Annotated in this window: 8 protein-coding genes; 3 read left to right on the top strand and 5 right to left on the bottom strand. The window is 61.9% G+C overall.

Annotated features, from left to right (window positions below; translation table 11 throughout):
- Positions 1 to 486 precede the first annotated feature (486 nt).
- From C1722_RS02015 to C1722_RS01995, 4 genes are all read right to left on the bottom strand, one after another.
- Positions 487 to 1,449, bottom strand: coding sequence for a hypothetical protein (locus C1722_RS02015; RefSeq protein ID WP_102377776.1), 963 nt, complete (start codon positions 1,447 to 1,449; stop codon positions 487 to 489).
- Positions 1,450 to 1,953: 504 nt separating this feature from the next.
- Complete coding sequence (locus C1722_RS02010) at positions 1,954 to 3,225, bottom strand: lysylphosphatidylglycerol synthase transmembrane domain-containing protein (protein ID WP_244902407.1); 1,272 nt, start codon at positions 3,223 to 3,225, stop codon at positions 1,954 to 1,956.
- Positions 3,226 to 3,539: 314 nt separating this feature from the next.
- Positions 3,540 to 4,445: a site-specific tyrosine recombinase XerD gene (gene xerD / locus C1722_RS02000; RefSeq protein ID WP_102377774.1), complete on the bottom strand. Its 906-nt coding sequence runs from the start codon at positions 4,443 to 4,445 to the stop codon at positions 3,540 to 3,542.
- Positions 4,446 to 4,454: 9 nt separating this feature from the next.
- Positions 4,455 to 6,059 (bottom strand): CTP synthase, encoded by a 1,605-nt coding sequence (locus tag C1722_RS01995; protein WP_102379491.1) that lies wholly within the window; start codon positions 6,057 to 6,059, stop codon positions 4,455 to 4,457.
- Between the two features lie 425 nt (positions 6,060 to 6,484).
- Between C1722_RS01995 and C1722_RS01990 the strand changes: the two genes are divergently transcribed.
- The 3 genes from C1722_RS01990 to C1722_RS01980 all read left to right on the top strand — a co-directional run bounded on the left by C1722_RS01990 (position 6,485) and on the right by C1722_RS01980 (position 11,309).
- Positions 6,485 to 7,996: a flavocytochrome c gene (locus C1722_RS01990; RefSeq protein WP_102377773.1), complete on the top strand. Its 1,512-nt coding sequence runs from the start codon at positions 6,485 to 6,487 to the stop codon at positions 7,994 to 7,996.
- Between the two features lie 151 nt (positions 7,997 to 8,147).
- Complete coding sequence (locus C1722_RS01985) at positions 8,148 to 9,755, top strand: helix-turn-helix transcriptional regulator (RefSeq protein WP_180994992.1); 1,608 nt, start codon at positions 8,148 to 8,150, stop codon at positions 9,753 to 9,755.
- A gap of 75 nt (positions 9,756 to 9,830) precedes the next feature.
- Positions 9,831 to 11,309, top strand: coding sequence for a DUF1846 domain-containing protein (locus C1722_RS01980; protein WP_102377771.1), 1,479 nt, complete (start codon positions 9,831 to 9,833; stop codon positions 11,307 to 11,309).
- A gap of 138 nt (positions 11,310 to 11,447) precedes the next feature.
- Here the strand turns inward: C1722_RS01980 and C1722_RS01975 are convergent.
- Positions 11,448 to 13,892: cell wall-binding repeat-containing protein (locus tag C1722_RS01975; RefSeq protein WP_180994991.1), on the bottom strand; the 2,445-nt coding region annotated here is incomplete at its 5' end.

The following is a 13,892-nucleotide window of genomic DNA, read 5'->3' as shown; positions in this document are numbered from 1 at the left end:
CGTGCGGGGTGCGGGGTGCGGGGTGCGGGTGCGGGCGGGAGGTGACCCATCGGCGGTCGGGCCTGTCGGCAGTCGGACCCGTCGATGCATGCATGCGCCCGCCCAAGGCTGCAAGCCCTCATCACGCTCCCTGTCCGCCAACCGCCTCCGTGCGAGGTTTCGGGATCCCGCAGAGTCGCCTCCGTCGGCGTAATGCCTGTTCGCTGCTAAAAGATCCAAGAGATTCTGCAAAAAATCCTCGCACGGAGGTGGTTGGCGGACAGGTAACCTACGCCGTAGATGGACAGGTAGCTTACGTCGCAGGTAGGCGGACGGGTAAGCAGGTAGCTTACGCGTAAGTAAGCGAGCGGGTGGCCTGCTCCGTGAGCGAGCAGGCACCGGACGCCTCCGGGTATCCATCCATCGAGGCCGTTCGCACCAGGTGCGGGCCGCACTCGAACACGAGCCGCGCCCAATGCCCGGGCGGCTGCAGGCGCTTATCGCCGTTCAGGCCAAACCGAGAGCCGCACGGAGAGCGTGGCGCTCGGCCGACCAGTCGCGCATCGTCGGCTTCTTCCGGATGCCAAGGAGCCTGCTCAGCCGCTTCACGACAAGATCGAGCTGCGCCTCGCTTCTCATGTGCTCCATCGTAACCACCGTGCTCGCATCGATACCCATTTCCGCCAATGCGGTACGTCGGATGGCATCGCTCGCAACACGCCGATCGTGCTCCTTGCCATCGTACTCCACCGCAACGCCGGCATCGGGCCACAGCAGGTCGCATCGAAAACTCGACCGCCCCGTCGCTTTCCTGATCGCAGGGGTAGTCGGTATCGCCCGGTTCAGTACGGGCATCGGAAGCCCGTACCCGCCAAGGCGAACGGGAAAGCAGAGGATAATCGTGAGCTTCGCTTCCATTGGCGATTCCGAACCGTCGGCAATGTAGAGGATCGCCTGGTTCGCTTTCCCCGCGCCGCGCATTCCGACGCAAGCTTCGATATATGCAGACAATGCAGCCCTCGTCGTCAACGGCGCCTTCTGGAAAGAGACATCCCGCTCGCCTTCGGGCATACGGAACGCTCCGCACATTTCGAGTCCTATGAGTACCGCATTCGGAAGCGTTTCGGTTTTCGCAATCTGCACAAATACAAGCTCGGGCCGGCAAACGTACACGCCCTTCCCGATTTCGACGAATGACTTGCGCGGCAAATTCTGCGGTAGAACGTGGCATACGACACGGCGCGTCCTGCTCCGCTCGCCCGCATCGCGCACAAGAAGATGAAGGGGGCTCGAAAGAAAACCAAGCTCTCGCCCGCACGCTTCCTCCACTACGGCAGCCCGCAAGCCGCGCTCGCCAAAGATCGCCGCATCCCAATCGCAAAAACAGCCGGGCTGCAGCAAAACGCGCTCTTGTCCCGAGCGCCAGAATTCAAGAGCCGACTGATGCGAGATAACGATTTCCATGCGCATAGGGTATCACGCAACTCCTTTGCTAAAGGGGCCGTTTTCGATATTTGATCTGGTATTTTGAATTTGCATAGTGTTTGAAACAGGTAAGGTTTGAGTCTCGGATCCGTAAGGTTTGCGCGCCATCCGCGTATCCGTACCAGCCGGCCTGCGCTCGCAAGCCCCGCCCATCCCTTTGATTCCAGCAAGTCCGGCGAAGCAATGTCCGCCAACCGCCTCCGTGCGAGGATTTTTCACGATCAACCCAGATATAGAAGATACCGACCTGCGAAAACACCAACAGGATTTTTCGCAACAGGCAGCAAAACCTCGCACGGAGGCGGTTGGCGGACATGTGGCGAAAAAGCGACCGGAAGACGACGCGGCCGCTCCGACATCGGGAGACAAGTAACCGGAAACAAGCTCAAAACCGAAAGCAGGATCAAAACGATGGCTGGCCGACACGCTGAAGGGCGGCAGACGATGCCAACAGCCGACCTGAAGACGGCTTTCGCGGGATGCTTGCGCTTAGTCGGGTTGGTTCGAGTTCGGCGGCGCATCGACGGCCCGGCGGGAGGCGTCGCGCGGGGACACGGGGGCAACCGCCATCGGATCCCCTGTACCGCCCGGCGTCGAGCCGTCGGCGGGCTCGTCGCCGCCGGAGGGTCTGGATAGAGGAATCGCCGGAACGCCCCGCATGTCGCCCTTTTCGAGGCGCTTGGCATCGAGGGTCGCACCCTCGATGGGAGGATTTTCCGAAGCGCGCTTCCCGCCTTTCCTGCCGCTCTTCTCCCCCTTGTCGCGCCTGAACGATTTCGTGCGCTGGATGAGGATGGCGCCGATAAGGAACGGCATCCAGAACACGAGACCGCGGTACACGAGGGCGATGGCCATACCCGACGCGCCGCTCACGCCGTAGGAGGTGAACAGCACGAGCACGGCCGCCTCGACGACGCCGACGCCCTGAGGCGTGATCGAGATCATGGCGAACAGCGTAGCGACAACGTATCCGCAGATGAGCGCTTGGGGGTTGTACACGTCGAATGCGACGCCCACCAAGCAGAAGCACGCAAGCTCGCAGGTGCTCGCAAGAATCGAGCACCCGAACGCTTTGGCGGTGGTCTTGGGGTTCTTCACGATGAGCACGGCAGCATCGCCGAACGAGGTCACGGCGCTTTCGATCCAAGGCTTGAGCGGCTCTTTCTTAAGCCGCGCACGTACGCGGTTAACCAGCCGCTCAACGGGACGCAACAGGCGCATCAGCAGCGCGGGCTTCTTGTGCCCGAGCACCATGATCGATCCCATGACAACTACGAGCAGCACAACCACGAGCCCGAGCAGAAACCACAGCGGATCGAGCTGACCGGTGAACTCGAGAATGATAAACCCGATGATCATAATGGTCATGAATCCCGACTCGATCGACATCTGCATGAGCAGCGCCGCCGAGGTAGCTTTGCCGGCCGGTATGCCGCGGCGATGCGCGTCGTCTACGACGAGCGTTGCACCCGCCATGTTGAGCGAGGGGGCGATCGTATTCATGAAGAACGTGCCGAACACGAGCGGGAGCGTTTCCCGCGGATCCATCTTCTCTTCGACCGCCGAGAACGAATACGAATACGCGAAGCTTTGGGCGAAGTACTTGCACAGCTGCGTGAGGATCGCCGCGATAAGCGGGACGATCGCGCCTTTCTTCATGGTTTCGACCAGTTCTACCAGCTGATCGCCGCGCAGCAGAACGAACGCCAAAACAATGACGATCACAAGGCCCATCATGAGCTTCTGTATGCTGAACTTCACGCTTGCCGTCTCCGTCCGTGCAGATATGCTATGGAATAATACACTAGGATCGGCCGCGCACGGCTCCGATTAGGGAAGCTGTGTAGAAAGGGACAGATTACGGTCGCCGAAACGTTGCGCGAACGGGAAGCCGCCTGCCGAAACGTTGCGCGGGCAAGAAACGATCCGTGCGAGAGCAGGACGCCGAGAAGCCGCGAGCTCGCAGCCTTCGCGGAAGGCATGCGCATCGCGGGATGCGAGGCGCACGCGAAGGAGCGAACAGCGCGGCGCATCCGTAATGCGCACGCGCGCTCGCCCGAAAGCGCCCCTACCCCCTATTCCCTGCACCGAGCGCGGGGATGCGCGCTGATGTACTCGTCGTGGATGTGGGCGCGATCGACATGGGTGTATATCTGCGTCGTCGAAATGTCGGAGTGGCCGAGTATCTCCTGGATAACGCGCAAATCCGCTCCCCCGCCGAGCAGGTGCGTGGCAAACGAATGGCGAAGCGTATGGGGATGGAGGTTCTCGACCCCGATGGAAAGGCCCGCCCGCGCAACGATCGCATGCGCGCTCTGCCGCGTAAGCCTCCCGCCCCGGGCGTTGAGGAACACCGCGGAGGTCGGCTTGGCATAGGGTTTCGAAAGCTCGGCGCGACCTCGGTCAAGATACGCTCGAAGCGCCGTTTCGGCCGCCCCCGCGATGGGGGCGATACGCTCCTTGGACCCCTTGCCGACCACGCGCACGAACCCCTCATCGAGCAGAAGGCTCCCCAGATCGAGCCCCGTGAGCTCGCTCACGCGCAACCCGCAACCATACAGAACCTCGAGGATCGCCCGATCGCGCAGGCCCGTTGCGCTGTCGTCGAACGGCTGCGACAGCATCCGCTCCACCTGTTCGACCGAAAGCACATCGGGAAGCGTCTCGGGAACCTTGGGCAAGCGAAGGGAATCGGTGGGGTTTTTCGCCGCGATGTTCTCGCGCACGAGAAAGCGGTGGAATCCCTTGATCGCCGATACCCGCCGTTCGATGGTCGAGGGCGCAAGCCCGGAGGCGACGAGCTCCGCCTCGTACGCAAGCACCGCATCGCGGTCGATGCGCTCGAGCGATGCTATCCCCTGCGCTTCGAGAAACGCTGCGTACCGCTTCAAATCCCGCTCGTAGGCCGAAACGGTCAACGGTGAGCTGCCGCGCTCGATGCTCAGGTAGGCGATGTACTCGCGGATCTCGGTATCGAGCATGAGCGTACCCTACCTGGCGCCGCGGGCGATCGCCGCGCCGACGAAATCGCGGAACAGCGGATGAGGCCGCGTCGGACGGCTCTTGAACTCCGGATGGCCCTGGCTCGCCACGTACCAGGGGTGATCGGCCAGCTCGATCATTTCGGTCAGGCGACCGTTCGGAGAAACCCCCGAAACAACGAGACCCGCTTCGACAAGCCTGTCGCGAAACGCGTTGTTCACCTCGTAGCGGTGGCGATGGCGCTCGTAGATCACCTCGTCGCCGTATGCCGCGAACGCCAGCGTGTTCGGCTCGACGCGGCAGGGATAGGCTCCGAGACGCATGGTGCCGCCCTTGTTCTCGACATCCTCCTGTTCGGGCATGAGGTCGATCACGGGGTATTCGGCCCCCTCGTCGAATTCGGCCGACGTGGCGCCGGACATGCCGGCAACGTGACGGGCAAACTCGCACACGGCAGCCTGCAAGCCGAGGCATATCCCCAAAAACGGAATGCTGTTCTCGCGGGCGTACTGCGCCGCAAGGATCTTGCCTTCGAACGCGCGCTTACCGAAGCCGCCGGGAACGAGGATGCCGTCCATGCCTCCAAGCGCGTCGGCAACCGTCGAGCCGTCGAGCGTTTCTCCGTCGACAAGATGCACGTTCACGTGGTATCCGTGGTGGACGCCCGCATGTCCCAGGGCTTCGATGACCGAGAGGTAGGCGTCGGGCAAGCTCACGTACTTACCGACAACCGCGATATCAACCTGCTTGCCGCACTGGTTCGAGGCAGAGAGAAACGCCTGCAGGGGGCGCAGGTCGATCTCGCGATGCTCGAGCCCCAGGCGATCGAGCATCATCTCGTCGAAGCGCTGCACATGCAGGTTCACGGGCACCTCGTAGATCGAGGGCGCATCGGTGCAGGCAAGCACCTCTTCGGAAGCGACATCGCAGAAGAGCGCGATTTTCTCGCGCACCTGATCGGATATCTCGTGATCGGACCGGCACACGATGAAATCGGGCTGCACGCCGATGGAGCGCAGCTCTTTCACGCTGTGCTGCGTCGGTTTGGTTTTCACTTCATGGGCAGCCGCAATGTAGGGAACGAGCGTCACGTGCACGAACAGCACGTCTCCCGGCTTCTTCTCCTTTTTGAATTGGCGCGCAGCCTCGATGAACGGCTGCGATTCGATATCGCCGATGGTGCCGCCGATCTCCGAGATGACAATGTCGGCGCCGCTCTGTTCGGCCACGCGGCGCAAACGCTCTTTGATCGCTTCGGTCACGTGCGGGATCACCTGCACGGTACCCCCGAGAAAATCGCCGCGCCGTTCGCGCGCGATCAGACTCTGGTAGATGGAGCCCTGGGTGAAATTCGATTCCCGCGTGAGGTTCTCGTCGATGAAGCGCTCGTAGTGCCCGAGATCGAGATCGCCTTCGTGCCCGTCGTCGGTCACGAAGACCTCGCCGTGCTGGAAGGGGGACATCGTTCCGGGGTCGACGTTGAGGTAGGGATCCATCTTCTGCATGGTAACCCTGTAGCCACGCGCCTTGAGCAGGTGCCCGAGAGAGGCGGCCGTGATGCCCTTCCCCAAAGAAGACACGACGCCGCCGGTCACGAATATGTGCTTGGTCATGGTTTTCTCCAAACGGCTCCATCGGACCGGCGCGGGGTCGTTTTACCCCGATGCGCGGGGCAAAACGAGTCCCCGCAAGAAAAAAGCGCCGGCGAGCATTGCACAATGCTTCCAAACGCTTTTCTATTCTACAAGACAACGCGCACGCCGCCCCCACCCGTCGCTCGATTTCACACACTGGAAACACGAGCGCGGAAACCGGGGCGTGCGCTCTGGCCGAAAACGGGCGCGCAAAGGAAGCGCCGTACCCGAAAAGCCGCCCATCAGGAGTTAAACCCCTCCATTGATCAGCAAAAATGCAAAGATCACCCGATTCGGGCGTACAAGCCACCCGATACGACGCTTCCGCTCGCACGTCCTTGCGCCTTACCGTAGAGCCAACGAAAACGCCCTGGAGGCGCATCGACACAAGGAGGAGCACAACCATGAACGAACGCATCGACAGCAATGAAAACCAGCGTGCAAGCGCAGCCATAAGCCGCCGCACGTTCTTGGCGGGTTCGATCGGCCTCGGCCTCGCGGCGATGCTGCCGGGAGTCGGACTCGTCGGATGTTCCCCGCAGAGCGGATCGGGCGAGGCGACGGTAAAGGACGAGGGGACCTTCGACATCATCGTGGTCGGAGCGGGCGGTGCCGGCATGACCGCTGCCCTCAGCGCGCAGGAGGCCGGCGCGAACGTGGTGCTGCTCGAGAAAATGGCCGTCGTGGGCGGCAACACGAACTTCGCGGAAGGCGGCATGAACGCAAGCGAAACCGCCCTTCAGAAAGAAGAGGGCGTCGAAGATAGCAACGAGCTGTTCGCCGAGGATACGTTCATCGGCGGCAAAGAACTCGGCGACAAGGAGCTTATCCGCTACATGTGCGAGAACTCGAACGCCGCCATCGAACGGTTGGCCGAGCGAGGCATGCACCTCACCAAGATATCGACCTCGGGCGGCGCAACGGTGCCCCGCATCCACCGCCCCGAGGACGGCAGCGCCGTCGGCGGGTACCTCGTAACCCACATGCACGACCTCTGCACCGAACGCGGCATCGGAGCCCGCACGAACATGGACGTCAAGAACCTTATCGTGGAGGACGGCAAGATCGCCGGCCTCGTAGCAAGCGACGGTAAGAAGGAGTACACCTACAAAGCCCCCGTCGTCATCCTCGCTACAGGCGGATTCGGCGCCAACCACGAGATGCTCGCGCAGTACCGCCCCGAGCTCATCGACGCCGTAACCACGAACCAGCCGGGTGCTCAAGGCGATGGCATCGCGATCGCCACCGACATCGGCGCCGATACCGTCGATCTCGAGCACATCCAGGTCCACCCCACCGTCGAGCAGAGCACCTCGATCCTCCTGAGCGAGGGCATCCGCGGCGACGGAGCCATCCTCATCAACTCCGAGGGCAACCGTTTCGTGAACGAGCTTCTGACGCGCGACAAGGTGACGGCCGCCGAGTGGGAGCAGCCGGGCGGCTGGGCGTACGCAGTGTTCGACCAGCACGTCTACGATGACAACAAGAGCATCAAGGAGAAGTTCGAGAAACAAGGGCTGCTGCTTTCCGGCGATACGATCGAAGAGCTTGCGGGCGTCATGGAAGAAATCGATCCGACGAACTTCATCGGCGCCGTTACCACCTACAACGAGTGCATCGAGCAGGGAGTCGAAGATCCCTTCGGGCGCACGAAGAGCCTGAACCCCATCGTGAACGCGCCGTTCTACGCCGTGAAGGTTGCACCCGGCATTCACCATACGATGGGCGGCCTGAAGATCGACACCGCAACGCGCGTGCTCGACACGAACGGCGATCCTATCCCCGGGCTGTTCGCCGCGGGGGAAGTGACCGGCGGCGTGCACGGCGGAAACAGGCTCGGCGGAAACGCGGTGTGCGACATCAACGTGTTCGGACATCGGGCTGCCGAATCTGCTGTCGAGCACCTGTCCGCCTAGACGGGGAAAGGCCGGGGCTCCACCCTACATGAGACCCGAGCAGAACCTCGAACCCTCGCATGCGACAACAGCGACCGCTGTACAGGACTCCATCACTACGGTGGAGTCCTGTTGTTGTGGTACCATCTTCCATACGGAAGCGAGGGAGATCATGGGCACTTCAACAAGCAACCACATCACGGCTCAAGCGAAGCCTTCCCCTGCATTTTCTTCGTTTCTCCCCTTGTTTTCCCTGAGCTTCTGCGGACTCGTGGCGGTCCGCATCTGGATCCAATGCAACCTGTACGATCGCTACACGTCGACGGACTCGGGAATCATCACCATCGTGTCCAACCTCGCCCGCGTCGCGCTGATCGTGATCCTCATCGCCATCGTCGTCCGCCATGGTTTTCCGAAGCGATCTCAAAGGATGCTCGGATATGCGTCGGCTTTCGCCATGACGGCTGCGAGCATCCTGTTCCTCGTCAACGTCGAGACCCCGAATCACATCGTCCTGTTCGCAGCCTGCGTCTGCGCCGGCTGCGGCATCGTATGGGGTGGCGGCATCTGGATAACCGTGTACGAGCGCTTCCCCCCGGACGAAGCGCTGATCTACGCGTTTCTCTCGCTGGGGGCGAGCTCGATGCTCGGGTTTCTCCTCGGGCTTCTGCCCGCAACCTTCACCTACCTGGTTGCCATGGTCATGCCCGCCCTCTCGCTTGTCATGCTGCAACGATCAAGCCAACTGCTCGACGAGCGCGATGAAGCGCTTCGCACGTCTTCGGGCGCCGCAACGCTTCCGAAACGCGATACCGTCTACGACGGCGAACCGAAATCGACCTTCGCGCGCCTGATCGCCGGCATGGCCCTCTTCAACCTTGCCCTCGGCATAGCGCGCGGGTACCCCTCGGGCGAATCGATCGCGCTCACGATCCCCTTCCAGGCCATACATCAGTTCTCCGTGCTGCTCATCTCGCTCGCGCTCATATGGTGGGCCGTCGCGAAAAGGCGGAGCATCCGCTTCTCGACTCTCTGGAACATCTCGGTAACCCTGATCATCATCGGCGTTCTGCTGCTTGCGCTTTCGGACTCGACGGCAACGCTGGCGGGCGCAACCTTCATCTCCATCTCCAACACCTTCGCGGTTGGCCTTCTGTGGTTCAGCTGCTACGACATCGCGCGGCACAGCAACATACCTTCTTACCTGATACTCGGTGTCGGATGGCTCGCGCACGTGCTGCCGAGAGAGATCGGGAGGGCGGGCATATGGTTGCTCGAACCGCACTCTTCCGAAGCGATACTGGTCATCGCGTTCGTCGTGTTGCTCCTGGCCCTCGCCATGGTCTTTCTGCTCAACGATTCGATACCCGTCAAACGCCACCTGTTTGCGGAGTTCAGGAGCCCGCAAGCGAATGCCTCTGTACAGGCCGCTCTCGCCGACCGATACGCCGCACCCGCAGGCGATCCCGCATCAAGGCAGGAAGGCGAACCGGCGCACGACGGCGCAACGCCCAAAGTCCGCGAGGAGGCGCCTTACGCCGAGCACCTTTCCCAGCTCGGCAAACAGTACAGCCTGACCGAGCGGGAGCTTGAAGTTGTCGGCCTTCTGGCCCAGGGCAGGAGCCGTATCAGCATCGGCGAAAAGCTCTACATATCGGAAAACACCGTTCGCACATACGTTAAGAACATATACGCCAAGCTCGACATTCACAGCAAACAAGAACTGCTCGACCGCTTGGAGGAACAAGGCTCGCATGGGCAGGACGAAAGTAAGCTATAATCTCCCTGGTGCGCTGCCTTTGCACGGAAGCGCCCAAACCGCCCGCCACAACCCTTCGAAAGGACGCCTCTTTCCATGCGCATCGGATTCGACAACGACAAGTACATCGCATTGCAGGCAGAACATATCCGTAACCGCATCGACCAGTTCGGCGGGAAGCTCTACCTCGAATTCGGCGGGAAGCTCTTCGATGATTACCATGCCGCGCGCGTGCTGCCGGGCTTCGAGCCCGACGCTAAGATCCGCATGCTCAAAAGCCTGGTCGACGACGTGGAGATCATCATCGTCATCAACGCGAACGACATCGAGAAGAGCAAGCAGCGCGGGGATCTGGGAATCACCTACGACGAGGATCTGCTACGCCTTATGGACAACTTCCGCTCCATGGGCTTTCTCGTGGGCGGCGTCGTTGTCACCCATTACGCCAACCAGCCCGACGCCGACGCGTTCCGCCGCAGGCTCGACGGACTGGGCATCAAATGCCATCTGCACTACCCCATCGCCGGCTACCCCTACGACATCGACCATATCGTCAGTGACGAGGGCTACGGTAAAAACGAGTACATCGAAACGAGCCGTCCGCTCGTCGTGGTAACCGCTCCCGGCCCCGGCTCCGGCAAGATGGCCACGTGCCTCTCGCAGCTCTACCATGAACACAAGCGCGGTGTCGCGGCGGGCTATGCCAAATACGAAACGTTTCCCGTATGGAATCTGCCGCTCAAGCATCCGGTGAACATCGCCTACGAAGCGGCTACGGTCGATCTCGACGATGTGAACACCATCGACCCGTTCCATCTCGAAGCGTACGGGGAGACCACCGTCAACTACAACCGCGACGTCGAGATATTCCCCGTGCTCAAAGCGATGCTCGAGAAGATCAGCGGAGAGAGTCCGTACAAATCACCGACCGACATGGGCGTGAACATGGCGGGCTACGCGATCGTCGACGAAGAAGCCGTTTGCGACGCCGCCAAGATGGAGATCGTCCGACGCTACTTCCAGACCGCGGTCGATGCGAAGCGCACCGGCACGGGCGAGGAGCAGATCGAGAAGCTCGAACTGCTCATGAACCAGGCGGGCGTCAACTCGAGCCTCTCCCCCGCACGCTCGGCAGCGCTCCTCAAGGAGGAGATGACCGGAGCGCCCGCAGGCGCCATGGTGCTGCCTAACGGCAAAGTGGTCACCGGCAAGACCTCGACGCTTCTCGGAGCGGCTTCGTCGCTTATGATCAACGCACTCAAGGAGCTGGGCGGCACGGGCGACATCGACGTTATCAGCGATTCGGTCATCGAGCCCATCTGCCATCTCAAGACCGAGCATCTGAACCACAAGAACCCGCGCCTCCACTCTGACGAAACGCTCATCGCCCTCTCGATCAGCTCGGTCACCAACCCGCTCGCCGCCGAGATCATCGAGCATACCGGCGAGCTGCGCGGCTGCGACGCGTTCTTCTCGGTCATCATCTCCTCGACCGACGAGAAGCTCTACCGCACGCTCGGCATCAACGTATGCTGCGAGCCGAAGTACGAGCAGCATCGGTATTACCACAAGTAGCCGGCGAACAAACGCTTCGCACCGTCGGTGCATTCGCAAGGGAAAAGCCCGGGAACCAGCGAGGTTCCCGGGCTTTCTTCGATCGTGCGGCAAGGGTTCGCCGGAAGCCACACCGCGCGTATCGTTCGCTCGGTCAGCCTACAGAATCGCCACCGAATCATCGGGCAGCCAGGTGATCGCCGTATACGGGATCCTCTGGATGTAGTGCCTGACAACATCGAGCTCGACGGCGTATTCGTCACCGAAGAACCTGAGCTCTCCGATCTCGCCGACATGGGCATCGAGCAGGTTTTCCACCGTGGGCGTTGCGGCGTCGCGCCGCGTGAGCAGAACAACGGACGAGTCGCGACCCTGCAGAGCACCGCCCGTCAGCGAATCCGCGTGCTTGTCACCGCGCACGATGGCACCGCCGTGCATGCTCAGCCGCTCCGAAGGATCGCGGTCGGCACTCGTGGCCCAAGCAGCGAACAGCGCCGACGTCTCGTAGCGGTCGATGCCGGCGAAGCGCCTGTAATCGCCGTAGCCGAGATTCGCGGCCTCAAGCGCCTGCAGCACAACCTCGTCGGAGACCGAGAGGCTGCTTCCCATAACGAGAATACGCTCGAAACCGCCGTCGGAGAGCGCTCGGAGCGTTTTGCCCGAAAGCCCCGTCGAGCCGAAATGAGCGAGGAAGATAGGGCTCTTCGTTTTGGCCGCCCACGACGAAATCGAAAGAGCATCGGGGAAATCGGTGGCGAGCGCAAGGATCGCCGTCGTCGAAAACTCATCGGCATACGTCTCGTAGATCTTGTCCGCCGTATCCTGACGGGTTGTGCCGCCGATGCGCTCGATGGTTCCAGCGGGGCCGAGAATGCTTCTCACCTCGTCTTCAACCGCCATCGAAACGGCGTTCGGATCGCCGATTATGATCACGCGACTCGGCTGTAAGTCTACTTCGATAGCCATACGCGCCTCCGTCGAGAGCCAACTCGTCGGAGTAAGCACGATGGGAGCGTTGTTTTCGGCACCCGAGAGCGCGCTCGCAGCCAAGGCGTCGGGGAAGCGGCCATCGTCGCCCGAGGCGAGGATCACCACGTCGGAACCTGCCCTGTCGTGCGTGGACACCGCACGCGACGTCTCGTAGCGATCGGCGCCGTACAGGCGCGCAATGCTCAATCCGCGGCTCCGCTCGTTGTCCTGCAGCTCGAATGCGCCGGCATCATTGCGCCCCGCGTCCCCCGCCGGACGGGTTTTGCCGCGCTGATCCACACCCAAAGGGGCAAGCGTCACGTCGGCCGCCTCGTACGCATCGACGGCGATGCCATCGGGGTTCAGGGCAACCGTCGGCGTGATGCCGCCGTTGTTCTGAAGCAATGCAGCGCCCGCATCGTCGACCGATACGATATCGCCGAGTGACAGCCCGGCGGGAATCTCGGTGACGGAAGCCGCTGCGCTCGCAAACGGTTCGTATGCAAGAGAGCCGAAGGGCATCCCGTTCATAATGCCGAGGTTCTTCTCGACGCCGTCCTGATAGTTGCCGACGGCGAGGCATCCTTCGACCACGTTAGCATACATGCCGTCGAAACCCTGCTCGAACAAAACGATGCCGGCTCCGGTTCCGTTCGATCCGTCGGGTCCGCTGTTGCCGACAGCGGTCACGCTGCGCAGCGTCGTCTGCGCATCGAGGAGCGCCGCGCCGCCGAGATACGTGCGGTTCGACGAGATGGGGTTGGTCACTTCGTTGCCGACGAACGTGCTGTTCTCGATGGTGCAGGTGGGAATGCCCGAGAAGTTGAAGTTCAGCACATGCAAGCCGCCCCCCGAGTTCTTGGCGGAATTATCCGAGAACGTCGAACCCTGCACGGTAATGGCGCTCGTGTTGTTCAGAGTGAACGTCGCCGCTCCGCCGTTGCCCTCCGCAACGTTTCCCTCGAACAGGCAATCGACGATCGTGGTTCCGGCAGCGCCGGACAGCGCACCGCCCCCCGTGTCGCTTCGGTTGTTCGTGAACGTGCATTCGGTCAACGTCGCCGAAGAGCTTTTCAGGCCCAGAGCGCCTCCGTCGCCGAAGGCGTAGTTGCCGTCGAAATCGCTGTTCGAGATTTCGACGCCCCGCGTCTTCGACGTAACGCCGAGCGCGCCGCCGTACGAGATGCCCGAGCCGGTTTTCATATTGGCGTTGTTGTAGAACGAGCAATCCTTCACGACGATACGAGCATCGACGAGGTTGTCCATGCTCGTAGTGGATACGACGATGCCGCCGTTGGGTTCGTCGTCGATAGTCGACGCTGGCCCCTCGAAGACCGCATTTTCGAACGTGATGGCCGCAGCACCGGTAATCGTCGTGCCGTCCACCCTGAAGTGCCGCTTGCCCGGAGCAGCCGTGAGAACGGCACTGCCGTCGCCTTTGATGGTCAGAGCTTTGTCGAGGGCGATTTCGTCGGTGAACACGATGGTTCCGGCCACCTCGATGGTCGCCCCCGGGGCGGCCGCGTTGACGGCGGACTGAAGCGATGCGAAGTCGGACACCTCCGCAAAGTCGATGGCCTCGTCGGCTTCCGCAGCCGGCTCGGCGTCGGGCGGATCGAACAGCTCGGCTTCGCC

Origin of the sequence: Raoultibacter timonensis, assembly GCF_900240215.1 — a bacterium.
GTDB lineage: Bacteria > Actinomycetota > Coriobacteriia > Coriobacteriales > Eggerthellaceae > Raoultibacter > Raoultibacter timonensis.
This window is presented reverse-complemented; position numbering and strand designations above follow the sequence as displayed.